Annotated in this window: 18 protein-coding genes; 6 read left to right on the top strand and 12 right to left on the bottom strand. The window is 53.8% G+C overall.

The window, feature by feature from the left end:
* Window positions 1-3: 3 nt before the first annotated feature.
* Window positions 4-765, bottom strand: a complete 762-nt coding sequence (locus WA318_RS08845; RefSeq protein WP_336080633.1) for an alpha/beta fold hydrolase — start codon at window positions 763-765, stop codon at window positions 4-6.
* Window positions 762-1322: a hydrolase gene (locus WA318_RS08840; RefSeq protein ID WP_114100013.1), complete on the bottom strand. Its 561-nt coding sequence runs from the start codon at window positions 1320-1322 to the stop codon at window positions 762-764. Before WA318_RS08840 ends, WA318_RS08845 begins: the two co-directional genes overlap by 4 nt.
* Before the next feature lie 211 nt (window positions 1323-1533).
* Between WA318_RS08840 and WA318_RS08835 the strand changes: the two genes are divergently transcribed.
* The gene (locus tag WA318_RS08835) at window positions 1534-3378 is read left to right on the top strand and encodes a DEAD/DEAH box helicase (protein ID WP_114100014.1); all 1845 of its coding nucleotides are present in this window, start codon (window positions 1534-1536) and stop codon (window positions 3376-3378) included.
* 93 nt (window positions 3379-3471) lie between these two features.
* Here WA318_RS08835 and WA318_RS08830 read toward each other — a convergent pair whose 3' ends face one another.
* Both WA318_RS08830 and WA318_RS08825 read right to left on the bottom strand, forming a co-directional pair.
* On the bottom strand, window positions 3472-3918 hold the full coding sequence (locus WA318_RS08830; protein ID WP_114100015.1) for an Rrf2 family transcriptional regulator: 447 nt from the start codon (window positions 3916-3918) through the stop codon (window positions 3472-3474).
* Between the two features lie 3 nt (window positions 3919-3921).
* Window positions 3922-4419, bottom strand: a complete 498-nt coding sequence (locus WA318_RS08825) for a GNAT family N-acetyltransferase (protein ID WP_114100016.1) — start codon at window positions 4417-4419, stop codon at window positions 3922-3924.
* Window positions 4420-4874: 455 nt separating this feature from the next.
* On the opposite strand from WA318_RS08825, the gene WA318_RS08820 reads away from it, so the two are divergent.
* A complete protein-coding gene (locus WA318_RS08820) occupies window positions 4875-5354 on the top strand; it encodes an Lrp/AsnC family transcriptional regulator (RefSeq protein ID WP_114100017.1) in 480 nt (159 codons plus the stop codon).
* Window positions 5355-5599: 245 nt separating this feature from the next.
* Here WA318_RS08820 and WA318_RS08815 read toward each other — a convergent pair whose 3' ends face one another.
* Complete coding sequence (locus WA318_RS08815; protein WP_336080632.1) at window positions 5600-6937, bottom strand: MATE family efflux transporter; 1338 nt, start codon at window positions 6935-6937, stop codon at window positions 5600-5602.
* 537 nt (window positions 6938-7474) lie between these two features.
* Here WA318_RS08815 and WA318_RS08810 point away from each other — a divergent pair.
* The 4 genes from WA318_RS08810 to WA318_RS08795 all read left to right on the top strand — a co-directional run bounded on the left by WA318_RS08810 (window position 7475) and on the right by WA318_RS08795 (window position 12991).
* A complete protein-coding gene (locus WA318_RS08810; RefSeq protein WP_336080631.1) occupies window positions 7475-8173 on the top strand; it encodes an alpha/beta hydrolase in 699 nt (232 codons plus the stop codon).
* Window positions 8174-8495: 322 nt separating this feature from the next.
* Window positions 8496-10196 carry a methyl-accepting chemotaxis protein gene (locus tag WA318_RS08805; RefSeq protein WP_336080630.1) on the top strand — a complete coding sequence of 567 codons (1701 nt, stop codon included), beginning with the start codon at window positions 8496-8498 and terminating at the stop codon, window positions 10194-10196.
* A gap of 258 nt (window positions 10197-10454) precedes the next feature.
* Window positions 10455-12161 (top strand): methyl-accepting chemotaxis protein, encoded by a 1707-nt coding sequence (locus WA318_RS08800; protein WP_336080629.1) that lies wholly within the window; start codon window positions 10455-10457, stop codon window positions 12159-12161.
* A gap of 107 nt (window positions 12162-12268) precedes the next feature.
* Entirely contained in the window at window positions 12269-12991 is a 723-nt protein-coding gene (locus WA318_RS08795) for a glycoside hydrolase family 25 protein (RefSeq protein ID WP_336080628.1), read from the top strand.
* Between the two features lie 81 nt (window positions 12992-13072).
* Here the strand turns inward: WA318_RS08795 and WA318_RS08790 are convergent, their stop codons facing one another.
* The 7 genes from WA318_RS08790 to WA318_RS08760 form a co-directional block, all read right to left on the bottom strand.
* The gene (locus tag WA318_RS08790) at window positions 13073-13654 is read right to left on the bottom strand and encodes a YceI family protein (protein WP_336080627.1); all 582 of its coding nucleotides are present in this window, start codon (window positions 13652-13654) and stop codon (window positions 13073-13075) included.
* Window positions 13654-14247 (bottom strand): cytochrome b, encoded by a 594-nt coding sequence (locus tag WA318_RS08785; RefSeq protein ID WP_336080626.1) that lies wholly within the window; start codon window positions 14245-14247, stop codon window positions 13654-13656. The genes WA318_RS08790 and WA318_RS08785 overlap by 1 nt, the downstream gene beginning before the upstream one ends.
* A gap of 80 nt (window positions 14248-14327) precedes the next feature.
* A complete protein-coding gene (locus WA318_RS08780) occupies window positions 14328-14921 on the bottom strand; it encodes a YceI family protein (protein WP_114100025.1) in 594 nt (197 codons plus the stop codon).
* Window positions 14922-15262: 341 nt separating this feature from the next.
* Entirely contained in the window at window positions 15263-15709 is a 447-nt protein-coding gene (locus WA318_RS08775; RefSeq protein WP_336080625.1) for a DUF2155 domain-containing protein, read from the bottom strand.
* 8 nt (window positions 15710-15717) lie between these two features.
* A complete protein-coding gene (locus WA318_RS08770) occupies window positions 15718-15960 on the bottom strand; it encodes a hypothetical protein (protein WP_114100027.1) in 243 nt (80 codons plus the stop codon).
* Between the two features lie 149 nt (window positions 15961-16109).
* Window positions 16110-16562: an outer membrane lipid asymmetry maintenance protein MlaD gene (mlaD, locus tag WA318_RS08765; RefSeq protein ID WP_114100028.1), complete on the bottom strand. Its 453-nt coding sequence runs from the start codon at window positions 16560-16562 to the stop codon at window positions 16110-16112.
* 155 nt (window positions 16563-16717) lie between these two features.
* Window positions 16718-17080 (bottom strand): NADH:ubiquinone oxidoreductase subunit NDUFA12, encoded by a 363-nt coding sequence (locus WA318_RS08760; RefSeq protein WP_114100029.1) that lies wholly within the window; start codon window positions 17078-17080, stop codon window positions 16718-16720.
* Window positions 17081-17561 lie beyond the last annotated feature (481 nt).

Raw genomic sequence — 17561 nt, 5'->3', positions numbered from 1 at the left:
GCCCTACCGCACGAGAAGATCAAGCAACGCACTGGCGAAAATTTCCGGCTGTTCAAGCGGTATATAATGTCCGGCCCCGGCAATTTCGTGATAGGTCGCACCGGGAATAGCATCCGCCATCTCCCGGTGGCTTTCCGGACTGATGATCCGGTCGCGGGTCCCGACAACTACGCTACAGGGCACAATAACATCGCCAAGATCCGCCATGCTGTCCGGGCGCATGGCTACCGCATGGTTCTGGCGTTCAAACACACCGACCCCGCAGGCGTCACCCATTGCGGTCAACAGTGAAACCAGCGTCTCATCATTGCGATTATCAGGATGCAGCATCTCGTCAAGCATCCCTTCATTGACCGCGACAAACGGTTGCCTGGCTGTCACGAAACGCGATAGCAACAATCGTCGGCGTCGTACCGCCTCGCTGTCGGCTGTTGCCCGGGTATTGACCAGCATCAGGTGACTGACCCGCTCCGGGGCCTGGCGCATGATTTCAAAGGCGGCATATCCGCCCATCGACATACCCACCAGCGCAAACCGTTCGGGTACGGCTTCCAGCACCGCACGTGCCATATCCGATACCGTATCCTGATCAAACAATTCGCAAAATACCGGTACAATGGCGGGCTTTCTGACGTCGCGAAGATCATCATAAGCCGTCAGCGCCTGATGCCACATGCGCTGATCGGCCAGCATGCCCGATAAAAACACAACGGGCACGCCATCGGCTGATGCGTGCCCGATATTCTGATCCGGTCGGGATATCATTTGATCAGCGCACTCAATTCCTTGAATTCCGGGGTACCCGCCACGCGCAGCCATTCAAACATCACGCTTTCGCGCGTCACGATCTTTGCACCGGCATCGCGCATGCGTTCAAGGCCGAAAATCTTGTCTGACATGCTGCGCGATGTTACCGCATCGGCAACCACATAAACCTCGCGGCCACGCTCGATCAGTTCCATCACGGTCTGCAACACACAAACATGGGTTTCCATGCCGATGACCACCACCTGATCACGGCCCGGACTTTCTTCCATTTTCTCGATAAAGCCATCGGCGGGGATGGCTGAAAACGCCACTTTGGAAACCACATTTCCGCCTTCTGACGCATCGCTTGGCTTTTCGATCAGATCAAGAATGGGTTTTGCCGTATGCCCAAGGCCCTTGGGATATTGTTCGGTGACAATCACCGGAACACCCAGCCGATTGGCGCATTTCACAAGAAAGCAGCAATTGGCGATGATCTGTTCAGGCTCCTGACAGGCCGGATAGAGTTTTTCCTGAACATCGATAACCAGCAAACTTGCACGCGTTGCATCCATCAGCACGGCTTTTCTCCCCTGTGCATTATCTATTTAGACAGGTTACGCCGCCAAATTGTTGCAAACAAGCCTCTCAACAAGGTGTTTATCGGTTTTCGAAGCGAATTTTGCGGCGTTTTTCTTGACTTAATTAAGGGTTAGCTTTACGACGCAAACAGATTTTTGCATATCCGCTTAACTTAACGCATTCTATTGCGGGAAAACGAACCATATGAATTTCGCCGATCTCGGTCTGAGCGAAGATATCCTCAAAGCCGTCGCAGACGCCGGCTACGACACCCCCACCCCGATCCAGGCTCAAGCTATTCCGTCGGTGCTGATGGCGCGCGACATTCTGGGCTGTGCGCAGACGGGTACGGGTAAAACTGCCAGCTTCACCCTGCCGATGCTTGATATCCTGCATCATGGCCGCGCGCGTATGCGTATGCCGCGTTCCATCATTCTGGAACCGACCCGCGAGCTTGCAACACAGGTAGCGGCAAACTTCGACACCTATGGCAAATACATGTCTTTGTCGAAGGCATTGATCATCGGCGGCGAGTCTGCTGTCGAACAGGGCAAGATCCTGGAAAAAGGCGCTGATGTGATCATCGCGACGCCGGGCCGCCTGATTGATACCTTTGAACGTGGCAAACTGCTTCTTTCCGATTGCAAATTGCTTGTGATCGACGAAGCCGACCGCATGCTCGACATGGGCTTCATCCCCGACATCGAAAAGATCGTCAATATGCTGCCCAAGCAGCGCCAGACGCTTTTCTTCTCGGCGACCATGCCCACTGAGATCCGTCGTCTTGCCGACAAATTCCTGTCCAATCCAAAGGAAATCACCGTTGCCCGCCCATCCAGCATGGCATCAACGGTTGAACACAAACTTGTGGTCATGGATGACATGGACAAGCGCGAAGCACTTCGCCGTTTGATCCGTGCCGAAGACGTCAAGAACGCCTTCGTATTCTGTAACCGCAAAAAGGATGTCGACATCCTTTTCAAATCTCTGACCAAGCACGGCTTTAATGCCGGACGCATGCATGGCGATCTGGCACAAAGCGAACGTACCGAAACGCTTGCGAAATTCAAAACCGGCGAGATCACTTTGCTGGTCTGCTCGGATGTTGCCGCACGCGGTATTGACGTAGCCGATGTATCGCACGTCTTTAACTTCGACGTTCCTTTCAACTCCGAAGATTACGTCCACCGTACCGGCCGTACCGGTCGTGCAGGCCGCGACGGCAAGGCCTTTACCCTTGCCGTGCCTGAAGACGGCAAGCTGGTCGCGGCAATCCAGAAGACGATCAATATCGACATTCCGCTGACCGACCTTGAAGGCATTGAAACGCTTGAGCTGGACTTCACCGGCAAGAAGCGTCGCAACAAGAAAAGCCGCAAGTCATCAAACACCCGCGATGACAAACCGGCCCGTTCGGCAAAATCGAATGAGCGTGCAAAACCGGAAGCCCCGGCAAAGTCCCAGACGGAAGCCCCGGCTGTCGCCAAGGAAGAAGAAGCTCCCAAGGCACCGGCACGCGAAGCCAGAACCAATCATGACCGCCACGAACGTCATGACCGGACCGAACGCGCGGATCGTAACGACCGCAATGATCGCAACAACCGCAATCATCGCCGTGATCGTGACGACCGTGATGACAAACCGGTTGTCGGCTTTGGCGATCACGTTCCGTCTTTCCTGCTAACAGCAGTTCCGGCATCAAGCCTTGGTCGCAAGTCAACCGACGACGAAGACGTGAAAGAGGAGCCGAAAAAGGCCCCTGCACGCAAGGCGGCGGCAAAATCGACAAAGACGGGCAAGACCACGCGCGCCAAAACGCCGCGTCGCGCGCCTAAAAAGGCCGCTGACGAAGCACCGGCAGCCGATGCAAGCCCGGCGACCGAGGCACCTGTTTCGGCCAGCACAGAAACAGAAGCAGCGCCGGTTGCAGAAAAGCCTGCTGAGAAAAAACGCGCTCCGCGTCGTCCGCGCAAAAAAGCAGCCCCAAAGGCCGCAGCTGCGGAAAGCGCCGAAGCTGCTGATACGGCACCGACCCCAAGCGAAGGCTAGGCCGGACAGTCCGTCCAAAGAAAACCTGTTAAAGACAAAAGGCCGTCAGAACAGTCTGACGGCCTTTTTCTATTGTGCGATATGCAACCTGATTTAAACGGCGCGGAACAATCCGGTAGAACTCGGCTTTTCGGGGCGGCGCTTGCGCATCAGTTTGAGCATGGTTTCAATCGTGATTGAAAGCAGCGTCGCATGGGTGATCTCCTCGATCTCGTCCATGACAAGCGAAAGCGCATTTCCGGCATTGGTATTCTGGACAATGCTGTTGGACGGGCCGGTACCGACCTCCTCAAACAGTTGCACCACATCCAGAAGCGTCGTGCGCTTGGCATTCCCACAGAAACGATAGCCGCCCCCCGCACCACGCACGGACTCAACAAGTCCCGCGCGGCCAAGATCACGCAGAACCTTTGCCAGATGATTGGTCGAGATATTATACCGCTCGGCGATTTCCGATGCCGACAGCTGACGGTCGGTATCTTCGGCCAGTTCAAGCACGGCATAGAGGGCAAACAGGGTTGCCTTTTGCAAGGACATCATGGCTTAAGCCCCCTCTTCCATATCGGTTTCAAGCTGGATGAACGGGCCGGCCATCATGCCCTGTGACCGGAAGAACGACATAAGGTCGGTGGCATCGCGCGGGATCATGGTACGGACCTTGGTCACCCCGGCATTGCGGAAACAGCGGCAGATTTCGTTATACAGAATGGTGCCGATCCCGCCCATGCGCAGATCCGGCTCGACACTGACCGTCCCGACCCAGCCACACGGTACGGAATTGAATTCCCAGGACCGGACTTCCCCAAAGATACAGCCAAGCAGCGTGCCCTCTTCCTCTGCCACCAGAAAAAAGCGGGAATCCTTGCGGTTGCCATAACGGGTAAACAGATCGTCCCAATATTCGGGTTTACGCAAACCTGTGGTGCGGTCATCAAGACCGACAACATTTGGCAGGTCTTCCAGAACCGCCGGACGAATATTGATTTTATGCTCGCCAATCGTAACCAGGTTATATCCCGGCGTATTTTGCGCAGCGTCCACCTTATATGCCTTTCTGTAACGTGGTTGGCCTTGCCAACCTCCCCCGGCTTCCGATCAGGAGAATAACCACAATCAAAATAAGTAAATTGGTACGATTATACTACACTGCACAGATGGCACGCGGCAATGATAAGTTCCGCTGCAGGTGCGAGGGAAATTACACTAAACCCAAGCATTCCAAGGAATTGAAGGACATACTGTTATTCATTAGTTCTTGCAAGACCCAAGCAGGCATCAAAGCACGCGCTATGACTTCATTCATATACAGTCCCGCACCGTAAAAAATGCTGCGTTCGACTACGCAAAGATTGACAGAAACCCGAAGTCATGGCTTATCGCGCAGCAGAAAATACTTACAGCCAGTTCGAAATTTGGCAAAATCTGCCAACGCAATTCGATCCTTAATGGACCGAATGCTATCTGGCTATCTATGACCCAAAGGAGTGTGGCACGCTATGGCGCGCAACGGATTCGACGCAATTGATCGCAAAATTCTTCGTGAAATTCAGGAAGACGGGCGAATCTCCATGGTCGAATTGGCGGACAAGGTCGGCCTGTCTGTTTCGCCCTGCCTGCGGCGACTTCGCAAACTCGAAGAAAGCGGCGTCATTCGCAAATATGTCGCCCTGCTTGATCCGGCCCATCTGCATCTCGGCGTGAATGTCTTTGTCACTGTGTCCCTGACCCAGCATGACGAACCGTCGCTTCGCCGGTTCGAAACCGCCGTTCAGGCTCATCCGGAAATCGTTGATTGCTATGCCATGGTCGGCAATCAGGATTACATGATGCGTATTGTCGTGCCAGACCCGGCTTCCTATCAGCGCTTCCTGTCCGAAGTGATGATGAAGCTTCCGGGTGTTGCCAACATGAAATCAAGCTTCACCCTGCACGAAGTCAAGAACAGCACCACCCTTCCGGTTTCCGACATCGACTGATCAATGACGGCCTGCCATCGCAGGCCTGACGCCAGAACATGGAACGCGCCATCTGGCACCATCTGGCACCGTCATCCCCGCGCAGGCGGGGACTTCGAACCACATGTTCAAGACACTCTATCTCTGCTCCGGCTCCAGTTACGTCCTGGCTCTGCTCTGACTCTGGCGTTGCACTGACACTGCTCCGAGGCCTGCCCCAGACCCCGGCCCCCACACCGCACCTCGCATCCGAACACAGTCCAGCCTTACACCGCTGCCGCACGCCTGTCGGGAATAATGGTCGGAAACAGGATGGCAAGCGTCACCCCGCGCAGCAGGAAGAAGGCGTTAAACGACGCCCATAGCAAATGATTACTGCCCATCGCAACGGCTCCCCACGCCATCAGGCCGTAAATCCCCACAGACACCAGCATCATATTGCGCCAGTGCTTGGTTTGCATCGCGCCCAGAAACACCCCGTCAAACTGAAATCCCAGAACACCGGTTACTGGCAATATCACCGCCCATAACAGGTACTCATAGGACGCATCGCGTACTTCGGGAATACTTGTCAGCGCATCAATGATCCATGGTCCGACGGCGGCAAATACAATTACCATCGCAACGGCGGAAACAAGGCCCCAGATCGTGGTCTTGCGCACTGCCCACAGAAACTGTTTGCGCCGCTCTGCCCCATACGCCTGCCCGACAAGGGTTTCAGCCGCATGGGCAAAGCCATCAAGGGCGAATGATCCGAACATCAGGAAATTCTGCAACACGGCATTGGCAGCAAGCGTCACCTCGCCAAACCGGGCCGAGAAACTGGTGAACAGCGCAAAGGCCGATGTCAGCGCCATGGTCCGGATAAAGATATCGCCATTGATCTTCATCAGCCTGGCAATCTGGCTACGGTCCAGAATACCGATCCCCCGCCATGTGCCGCCAAGACGTTTGAGATGCGGCTGCATCAAAAACCAGCCCAGCACCACGCCGGAATAATCGGCAATAACGGTCGCCCCGGCCACCCCTTTGACGTCCCAGCCGAACCCCTGCACAAACAGGATATCCAGAATGATGTTCAGCGAATTGAGCACCACCTGAAAAATGAACACTGCCCGGCTGTCCCGCATCGCCAATAACCAGCCCAGCATGCAATATTGCATCAGGGTCGCGGGTGACGCCCAGATCCGGACATGGAAATAATCCCGTGCTGCGGCCTCGACTGCTTGTGTCGGCGCAATCAGCGACATCGACAGTTCAATGATCGGCCATTGCAGCACCATCACGGCAAGCCCGACGACAATCGCAATCAGGGCGGCTCGGGCAAAGACCGCACGCACGCCACCGGGATCACGCCGGCCATAAGCCTGTGCCGCAAGCCCGGTGGTCGCCATGCGCAAGAAGCCGAAACTCCAGAACACATAGGAAAAGACAAGCGCCCCGACGGCAACCGCCCCGATATAGTGCGGGCTGTCAAGATGACCGACCACGGCAGTATCAACCGCTCCAAGTAACGGCACAGTCGCATTGGACAGAATAATCGGCAGGGTCAACGACAGAACGCGTCGATCCCCTTTACCGAACCAGCGGCGCGGGCGGTTCATACGGGCCTCTAGATTTATCTTGATACGGGGCGCTCCGGCGAACCGGAAGATTTCTTGTGGCACAGAAAAGCCAACGGCAAAAGGCAGGTTTTTTGATTATACCAGCTCAAAAAATCCACATCGTTGAATGTGACCGGGAGTCATACCTATCATTTCGCGCATGATGATTTTCATTTTGGGGAATTTTCGACAATTTTTCGGAATACCAAAAACTGAAACTTCACCAGAAGCCAACGCAGATCACTGTTTTTAAACAGAAAATAATATTTCACAAACCCGACCAACCGCATAAGGTCATTTTCTGAAAACCGATACCAACGGATAGATATCGGCGCGTTCAGACGATAATTCGGCGGCAAATTTGGTAAATTTCGCCTATACGCCCCTTTCCATCCACAAACTTATCCACAGGATGGCCTTGCAAATTGCAATTCCCGAAGAACCAAAAGCTGACCGACAGTCGATATGACAAAAATGACTGGTCGTCTGACCGCTCCGTTGCTAATCAGGGGGAAAGGTTTATTCAGGAAAATTATAATGAGCACCGACACTTTATTATCTGGTCCGACCCTGCCTGCTGCATCTGGCACAACCAAAAACATTGTGGTCCTGCTGCATGGTTACGGGGCTGACGGAAATGACCTGATTGGTCTGGCGCCACATCTCGCACGTGCCCTGCCCGATACCAGCTTCTATTCCCCCAATGCACCCTACCCGTGCGAAATGTCGCCATTTGGCCGTCAATGGTTCAGTCTCGCCGAATATGATCCGGAATTTCTCCGCCGCACGCCAGAAACCATGTCCGGTGCCCTTGCTGCCATGGCCGAAGGTGCCGATAAAAGTGCATCCTTTGTCGACGGCTTTATTGATCACCTGATGAAAACCCATGGCCTGACCGAGGACAAGGTCGCACTTGTCGGGTTCTCGCAAGGGACCATGATGTCGCTTCAGACCGCCCCGCGCCGTGCCAAACAGCTTGCCGGTGTTGTCGGTTTCTCGGGCGCCCTTCTTGGCGATGCAGCCTTTGGCGCAGAACTGAAGTCACGCCCGCCGGTTCTTCTGGTTCACGGCACTGCCGATCCGGTCGTCCCGATCGAGGCATCTCGGATTGCAAAGACAACCCTTGCCGCAAACGGCATTGATGTTGCCCTTCATGAACGCCCGAACCTGCAACATGGCATTGACGAGGAAGGTCTCGGACTGGCGCTTGAATTCCTGCGCAAAAATCTGGGCTGATCACCCGCTTTCCAGACCGCACGCACTGCCTGCACAGACAAAACACCCGCCGGTTCCGGCGGGTGTTTTTTATTTCCCCGACCGCCAGAACATATTTGCATGCGATTAGCGGTCTGCGTGCGCCAGATCGCCCGAGCACAACAGAATAGAAACATTACAATCAGATATTAAACCAAGCGTTTCAAATAGTTGATGAAATTTAGCAAGGAACATGCCTATACTTTTTAACAGGCCGAACCACTCATTTAGACAAATAACAATGCTTTGGTATAGACACCTGTACCTTGGCTAGGACGGAACAGCAGGAAAACGGGTACAGAACATGCTCCAAAACATCCGGATTGGCAAAAAGGTCGCCAGCCTTTCAATATTATCCCTGATCGCGCTATTGGCGATTTCCGCCTTCGAGCTTGTCGCCCTGCGCGACGCTCTTCTGGAAGACCGCAAAGACAAGATTCAGGCCACGACAGCAATGCTGCTCAGTTCAGCAAAGGCATATCAGGCCCGCGTTGACAGCGGCGAGCTGAGTCAGGAAGACGCCCAGACCGCCTTCTATTTCGCAGCGGCTGCATCGAAATTTGATGAGGGCACCGGGTATTTCTTTGCCTATGACAGCAAGGGTATCTCGACAATGCATGGCGCGAATGCCGCCCTTGTCGGCACGGATATGAGCAAGGTTCAGGATCCGACAGGATCCTATATCATCCAGGACATGCTGAAAGTTGGCCAGCAACCCGGTGGCGGATTCTTTTCCTATTGGTGGCCAAAGCCCAACATGCCCAAGGAAGAATTGTTTGAAAAGCTGTCCTACGCAGCAACCCTGCCCTGGGGGCATATCATCGGCACCGGGATCTATATTGACGATGTCGATACCGCCTTCTGGGAACAGGCAATTCTGGTACTTGTTATGATTGCGATCATCCTCGCCATCATGAGCTTCGTATCCATTGCGATCGGCCGCAATATCACGGTTGGTTTGAAAAAGCTGTCTGCCCGCATGGCCCGGATTGCCAGTGGCGACCTGAGCGGCGAAATCGAAGGCCAGAATCGTGGTGACGAAGTTGGCGACATGGCGCGTACGGTGGTTTCCTTCCGGCAACAGGCCGTCGAAAACCTCGAACTGCAGGAACGTCAGAAACAACTTGAAATACAGGCTGACAAGCAACGCCGTCAGGACATCACCGACATGGCCGACAGTCTTGAACAGCGGGTCAAGGTTCTGATCAATGCCATTTCGGGTTCCATTACGGAAATGAAACTGGCCACCTCGACCATGGAAGAAGCCAGCAGCACCAACAGCCAGCTTTCAGCAGCTGTTGCTTCTGCCACGACCCAGACATCGACCAACGTGCAAACTGTTTCGGCCGCGACCGAGGAACTTACAGCTTCCTCTGATGAAATCGCCCATCAGATCGCCCAGTCCGCCGACATTGCCAATCAGGCCAATGATCAGGCCACCCGCACCAATCAGACCGTGACCGGACTTGCCGAAGCAGCCCAGAAAATCGGTGACGTTGCCCAGTTGATCGGCGACATTGCCGAACAGACCAACCTGCTCGCACTCAACGCCACCATCGAGGCCGCGCGTGCCGGTGATGCCGGCAAGGGCTTTGCCGTTGTCGCAAGCGAGGTCAAAAACCTTGCCAACCAGACTGCCAAGGCAACCGAGGAAATCAATCAGCAGATCCTGTCTGTTCAGAATGAAACCGGCGAAGCGGTCGAGGCGATCCGCCTGATCTCCGAAACCATCGCCCGCGTTGCCGATAGCTCGACCGCCATTGCTGCGGCGGTCGAAGAACAGCACGCTGCCATCGGTGAAATTTCACGCAACGTCCAGCAAGCGGCTGATGGCACCGCCGAGGTTTCACAGCGTATCGAAACAGTGAACCAGAATGCCGGTCGCGTGTCTTCGGGCACCACCCAGTTGGCCCATTCTGCGGAAAAACTGGTCGAAGAAGCCCAGTCACTTGATGAAGCGGTCGAACACTTCCTCGCCGATTTACGTAAGCGGGCAATCGACTGATATATAGGGACTTTTCATCACATCACAGGAGCCGCAAACACTGGTTTGCGGCTCCTTTTTCATGTGCATCCTTGATAAAATTTGCACAATGAATTGATCCCGGCATCCGGCGTTCCCATATCAAAATCAGCTCATATGAAATTCCACAATGCGAAATTGATTGTGTAATGCGGAGGATAATACTGGCATTACATCAATACATGATAATATTAAAATAATAATAAATAGACCTTGCTGCCAAATTCGTCGGAGGAAACAATGCTCGGCAACATAAAGATCGGTCTCAAGATCACCGCACTGTCTGTCATTGCCTTGCTGGCAGTTGTCGCCATTGCAGCCATACAGCTTCTTGAATTGCGCAACTCCCTGCTTGAGGACCGAAAGGAAAAAATTCGCGCGACGACCGAATATATCGTCACAATCGCCCAGCACTATCAGGACAAGGTAACGTCCGGTGTCTTAACCCAGCAAGAAGCCATCGCACAGTTCCACGAGATCGCCGGGTCCGGAAAATATGATGGCGATATTGGTTACTTCTTTGTCTTTGCCAAAGATGGCATGACGGAAATGCACGGTGCAAACCCTGCTTTGGTCGGCAAGAATTTGGGGACACTTCAGGATTCCGCAGGCAATTATTTCATCCGTGACCTGATCAAGGCCGGCGACAATCCCAAAGGTGGTTTCTCGTCCTACTACTGGCCAAAACCTGGCGAGGACAAGGACAAGACATTTGAAAAAATGTCCTATGCACATCCCCTGCCCTGGGGAACCATTATCGGTACCGGCATCTATATTGATGACGTCGATGCGGTATTCAGGGAACAGGCCATCTATGTCATCCTGATTGGCGGCATTATTCTGGCGATCATGGCAATTGCCGGTCTGCTCATCGGTCGTGACATTACAACCGGACTTCACAAACTGGCTTCGCGCATGCGCGTCATCTCTTCTGGCAATCTCGAAGGCCAGATCGAAGGACAACAACGCAAGGACGAAGTCGGTGAAATGGCCCGGACCGTGGTTTCGTTCCGCGAACAGGCCCGCGAAAATGTCAAACTTCAGGAAAACCAGCGCGCCATGGAACAAAAGGCCGATGCCGACCGGCGTCAGGCCCTGCTTGATATGGCAGACTCCCTCGATCAGCAGGTCAAAGGTCTGATCAGATCCATCTCGACCTCGATCAAGGACATGCAGGCGGCAACTGATGAAATGCGCGATGCCACCAACATGAACAGCGAACTTTCCAACGCGGTTGCGGCCGCCACCACCCAGACATCGACCAATGTCCAGACTGTCTCGGCCGCGACCGAGGAACTCACGGCATCTTCGGACGAAATCGCCCAGCAAATCGCCAACTCTGCCGACATTGCCAATCGTGCGAACGAAGAAGCTTCCAAAACCAATGAAACCGTCACCGGCCTGGCCGATGCCGCCCAGCGTATCGGCGATGTCGCCAAACTGATCGGTGACATTGCTGAACAAACCAACCTGCTGGCCCTGAATGCCACGATTGAGGCCGCGCGTGCCGGTGATGCTGGCAAGGGCTTTGCCGTCGTCGCAAGCGAGGTCAAAAACCTTGCCAACCAGACCGCCAAGGCAACTGAGGAAATCAACCAGCAGATCCTTGCCGTTCAAAATGAAACCAGCGAAGCGGTTAATGCCATCCGTCGCATTTCCGAAACCATTGCGTCGGTCGCGGACAGTTCAAGCGCGATTGCCGCTGCCGTAGAGGAACAGCACGCCGCAATCGGCGAGATCTCTCGCAACGTCCAGCAAGCTGCTGACGGTACACAGGAAGTCTCCGAGCGGATCGAAACCGTCAACCAGAATGCCGAAAAGGTGTCCTCTGGCACCACCCACCTTGCCGGTTCGGCACAGAAACTGGTCACCGAAGCTGTGGAACTTGATGAAGCGGTCGAAGCATTTCTCGAAAATCTGCGCAACAACGCCCGCATACCGGCCTAGCCTGAATGCCAAGCCGGCATTAAACTGTCTTTGCCGGCTTGGCTCACTACCGTTCCGAAACGAGCAGTGACAGGCTGCTCGTTCTGGTATGCGGATGGTGATTTGAAATGACGTCTGTTCTGGATCTTAAGCACATTTTCTTGCAACTGTCGGGCTGTCTGATGCTTGGCTCGGCGCTGCTTCTGGCCAATAGCTGTGATGCCAGTGCCGATGGAACCAGCCTTGCCCTGCATGGCATTGATACATCCCACCATAATGGCGACATCAACTGGCAACAGGTCCAAAATAGCGGCATTGCCTTTACCTTCGTCAAGGCAACTGACGGGCTGGATTATCTTGATCCGACCTTCACCGATCACTTTGCCGCAGCACGCAAGGCCGGACTTTTGCGCGGGGCCTATCATTTTTATGAAACCAATGATGACGGTGCTGCACAGGCGGCATGGTTCATCAAGAATGTGACGCTTGAACCTGGCGATCTTCCGCCCGTGGTTGATATCGAACGCATCAAGGCCCCGATCAAAGGTAACCTTCACCAGCAATTCGAAACCTTTCTCTCCTTGCTTGAACAGCATTACCATCGCCGCCCGATCATCTATACCGGACGTAAATTCTGGGAACACGCCATGAAGGAACATTTTCCGGGTAATCAGCTCTGGATTGCCGAATATGGTGTTGACCAACCCACCATTCCGGTCGAATGGGCCAGTTGGAGCTTCTGGCAATATACCGAGGAACTGACTGTTCCCGGAGTTCCCACCAAAGTTGATGGCACCTATTTTAATGGTGATTCCAGACGCCTTGGCGAAATCCTTATTCCCGTCCGGTAAGTTCGGATCCCTTAAAGACAAAGGGCGGAAAGTTATCTTCCGCCCCGTCCTCGACAATTCATATGACGCTGCTGATCAGCGTTATTTAGATGCCTTGATAGTAATGCTGATCGTCACATCATCGCCGACCTGACTGACATCGGCCCATTGACCCTGCCCGACACCAAAATCCGTCCGCTTGATGGTAACACCGCCCGTTGCTTCTGCTTCATTGCCATTGATCACCAGATCGAATGGCAGGGTCACTTCCCTGGTCACATCTCGGATCGTCAGATCGGCAACCGCCTGATAGGAACCCGGGGCAACTTCGGAAAACGACTTGGTGACAAATTTGGCCGTCGGCCATTCACCGGCATTAAACCAGTCAGCAGAAACAATCTGGCTATCGCGGTCGGCATTCTGGGTATTGACCGATGCAATATCAATCAGCACCTCGACCGACGATCCTGCAAGATCATCTGGCGAAAAGGCAATTGATGCACTGAAATCTTCAAACGCCCCATTGAATTCCGCGCCAAGCTGCGTGCCGGTAAAGGCAATCGCGCTGTCACCGCTCTCGACATTCCACTGATCAGCCGCCTGTGCAGGCGCGCTCAGTGCCAGCATTGATGCCACCAGACCCGCGGCAAGCGGGCGAAGGGATGTTTTGAAATTCATGCTCATCAGGAATTCTCCTTGGCTGTGTTGGATGCAGGGATATCCCCATCCTGATCACCCGACGCGGGCAACATCCGGCGCAATGTGGCGTCACGGTCAATAAAATGATGCTTGAGCGCTGCGGCAACATGTCCAAGCACCAGTACAACAATCGCCCAGGACAAAATGAAATGCGCAGTCCGCAGTGTCTCGAACAGGCCCTGATCCGGCGCCACCAGATTGGGCAGTGTAAACAGACCAAACACACTGACCGGGAAATTTGCTGCCGACGACATTATCCAGCCGGTCAGCGGCATGGCGATCATCACCGCATAAAGCCCGAGATGTCCAAGCTTGGCCGCCAGCCGCTCAATCGAATGTTTGCCAAGGGCGGCCGGGGTTGGTTCATACAACCGCCACAGAATGCGCAGAACCGCAAGCATCAGAACCGTCACCCCAAGCGACTTGTGGCGCGACATCCATTCAAGTTTGGCCATGCCCAGCGGCAGGAAATCCATATACCAGCCAACAGCAAACACACTGATAAACAGGGCTGCCATCACCCAGTGCAAGCTTTTGGTGATACTGCCGAATCCGGTATTGTCACTACGCAGCGCCATATCGCACACCTTCCACGCAAAAGAAGAAAATGGCGGGCTTGCTGAAACGCAGGACCCGCCATATTCAGGAAACCTGTGGCTTATTTCTGCTTCAGGAATTCCGAAGAGATCTGCAACTTGACGTCATCGCCAACGCCCGGAACCAGGAAATTCATGCCATATTCCGAACGGGTCACGGTACCGGTTGCACCGAAACCAAGAACATGGTCGCCGGTCATCGGGTGATCGCCTTCACCGGTCAGCTTGACATCAAGAACCAGCGGCTTGGTTTCACCCAGAAGGGTCAGATCGCCGGTGATTTTCGCCCCATTCTCACCAACCAGTTCAACTGCGGTGCTTTTGAAGGTCGCGGTCGGGAATTTTTCAACATTCAGGAAGTCAGCCGTTTTCATGTGCGCGTTCAGCGCATCGACACCGCTATCAACCTGATTGAGATCAATCGAAATTTCAGCAGACGACGCTGCCGGATTTTCGCGATCAAGGGTCAGTTCACCCGTTACACCGGCAAAACGGCCCTGGAAATCGGAAAAACCAAGATGGTTTACAATAAAGATCACGCTGGTATGCGTCGGATCGAGTTTATAGCTCTCGGCTGCCTGCGCTGCAAAAGATGCCCCCGAAAGACCTGCGGCAACCGCCATTACCAGACCGGCTTTTTTCATCACTTTAAACATTGTCTATTCCCTCATGTTCGACTTACGACCAGTCATGCTGCATCGCAATTTGTGATCCGAGAATGACAGCCCCCACACCTGCTCTCAAGCCGGTGCTGCGGCAACATATATTTTCCATTGCGGAAACAATAATTGGCAACATCGCCCTATTTAGGACAATATCCGAACAGTTAAATATAACGTGACAAGGAAATAATTCCGCCATAAACGGCAGAAAACCGGGACATATGGCCTGACCACAGCCGCAAACCGGTTTCAGAATTTTCTGTGAGTTGAAGGCAATGGCCCGGATCGTTGGCCCGGATCGGTGAACGATCCCGATAGCGGCACCCGACAGGCTGTTACGGGTCTTCCGGTGCCGGTTTGCCCTGCGGCGCAGTCGGTGTGGTTTCCTTGGCATCTGCCGGATCAAGGCAGTCCTTCAACCAGACATCATAGACCGGATGTTCAAGGCCCGACAGCCCGGGGCTTGATGCAAACATCCAGCCCGAAAACAGCTGTTCACGGGTCGCCTGACCATCGTCACGCACATCTGCGATTTCAAGGAAACTCGCACTTTCCGGGCGCTCTTCCGGCGGGGTGCGATAGCAGGCATCAACCCGGATCGAAAGCGTACCGAACGAGGCAACCTGCCCGACCGGCACTTCAAAGGTCGAAATGCGGGCCGTAATTTTATCAAGCCCCTGAAGCTGGGCTACCGGTGCAGGACGATAATCAAGGGCGGCATAGGCCGTACCGATCATTGCACATGTCGAACAGATCGCGGCAATCGCAAAAGATCGTTTCATCTTGGAATTCAGTCCTGTTTGTCACTTGTATCATAGGGATTGTGCAGCTCGGCCACGAGATCACGCATCACCTTGCGAAACTGTTCCTCGTCGCAGCCCATCAGAAGCGCATCTTCAAGCGCATCCTGCATCATTTCGCGCAGTTCGCCGAAATTGTCGTTCAAAACCTTGATCTTTTCCACGCAAGATAGCGGCGAACCATCGGTCGCCTGCCATGTCGGGAAATGTTCCATCTGTTCGGTTTTCTTCATCGACCGCTCCGACTTGTCCTTGCAGGGCTTCTCTTCCTGCCTGCGCTGCATATGTTCACCGCAAAAACCGGCAAAATCATGACCGTCTGTTGCCCCCCGAACCGGTTATCCGCAACGGGCATCATGCCACGATATAGTATCCGAACCTGTTAATCGCTGCTGTTGGTCGAAGAATAAATGACCTGACCAATCAGGTCCTCAAGATTGACCGAGCCTTGCGTGTATTCAATTTCACCACCGGCCTGGATCATGTCGATATCGCCCCCCGGTTCAAGGGCAACAAACTTGCCGCCCAGCAACCCGTCTGACGCAATCTTGGCCGAACTGTCCATCGGCAAGGACAAATCCGAGCGCAGCGACATTTTGACAACCGCCATATAGGTATCAGGATCAAGTTCCTGTGCCGTCACGCTGCCGACCGTGACTCCGGAGATACGGACATCATTGCCGACAACCAGACCGTCAATGCGGTTAAAGCTGGCTTTGATCTCATATCCCTCAACCGTATTGATGCCTGCACGGCTGTATGAATAGGCCGCAAATCCAACCGCGACGGCAATCACCGCAGCACCAGCAAGGGTTTCAATCAGTCTGTTGCTCATGGACCTTATCCGATCTGTATCTCATTGACTGGCATATTGTCTTGCACAGCGCCAAAACACAACCGCCCAAAACACAACCACTTAATACAATCACGTAAATACAAACGGGCGCGAGTTACCCCGCGCCCGCTGAAATTTTCAATTCTTCCGGCAGATCAGCCTTCCGGCGACCATGCCTGATAGTCACCGGTCGCTTTCGCGCGCTTGCCACCATTATATTCATGGCCCTGCGGACGATATGCATGCTTGGTCCCGGTCAGGTTCGGCAGATGCTCTTTCTGCCACTCGTAACGGTCTTCGGCTTTTTCAGAAAGCGGCGCATCAACGGTGTAATGCAGCCAGGCATGCCATTCAGCCGGAACTTTCGATCCCTCGACCACACCTTTGTAAACGACCCAACGTTTGGTGCGACGGCCCTTGGCCGGAGTCTTTTCGGTGTAATAGACATTGCCGAAACGGTCTTCGCCAACGCGCTTGCCAAACAGCGCAGTAAAAATACGGGTGCCGACGGTGGCCATGTTGGGTCTCTCTCCAGATCTGGTTTGTCCGCCCGAACTGACAAGGCGGAACAGGGAACATGCGGTCTGCCCCCTGTCGAACAAGAGACTTATATGTCGTGATGTTGTTTGAAAGTCAATGTTTCAAGGACATTGACCGGCGCGATATCACAACATTTGGTCACACGGCACATCAGGTGCACAAATCGCCTCACCCCAAACGGGAACTGAAACCCTGTCACAATGATATTTACCGCTTCAAAACAACCCACAACTGCTTGTAGTGCGACGACTCTTTGATCTGCGTATATCTGGGGCGTCTATCCACCCGGTTATCCACAATCACACACATATATGTAGTATGTGCCATCGCTTGATATGCTTTGTTTTGCGCGCATGCTGAAATCAATACTTTCATATAAATATCAAACTGTTATCATGACGACATGTGCTAACAAGGCCAATGAAACAGCACATTTTCAGCTTCATGCTGGAAATGGAA

This window comes from Thalassospira sp. CH_XMU1448-2 (assembly GCF_037027285.1).
In the GTDB taxonomy this organism is placed as follows: Bacteria; Pseudomonadota; Alphaproteobacteria; order Rhodospirillales; family Thalassospiraceae; genus Thalassospira; species Thalassospira profundimaris_C.
Note: the sequence above shows the minus strand (reverse complement) of the source record. Positions and strands in the feature narration are given on the sequence as shown.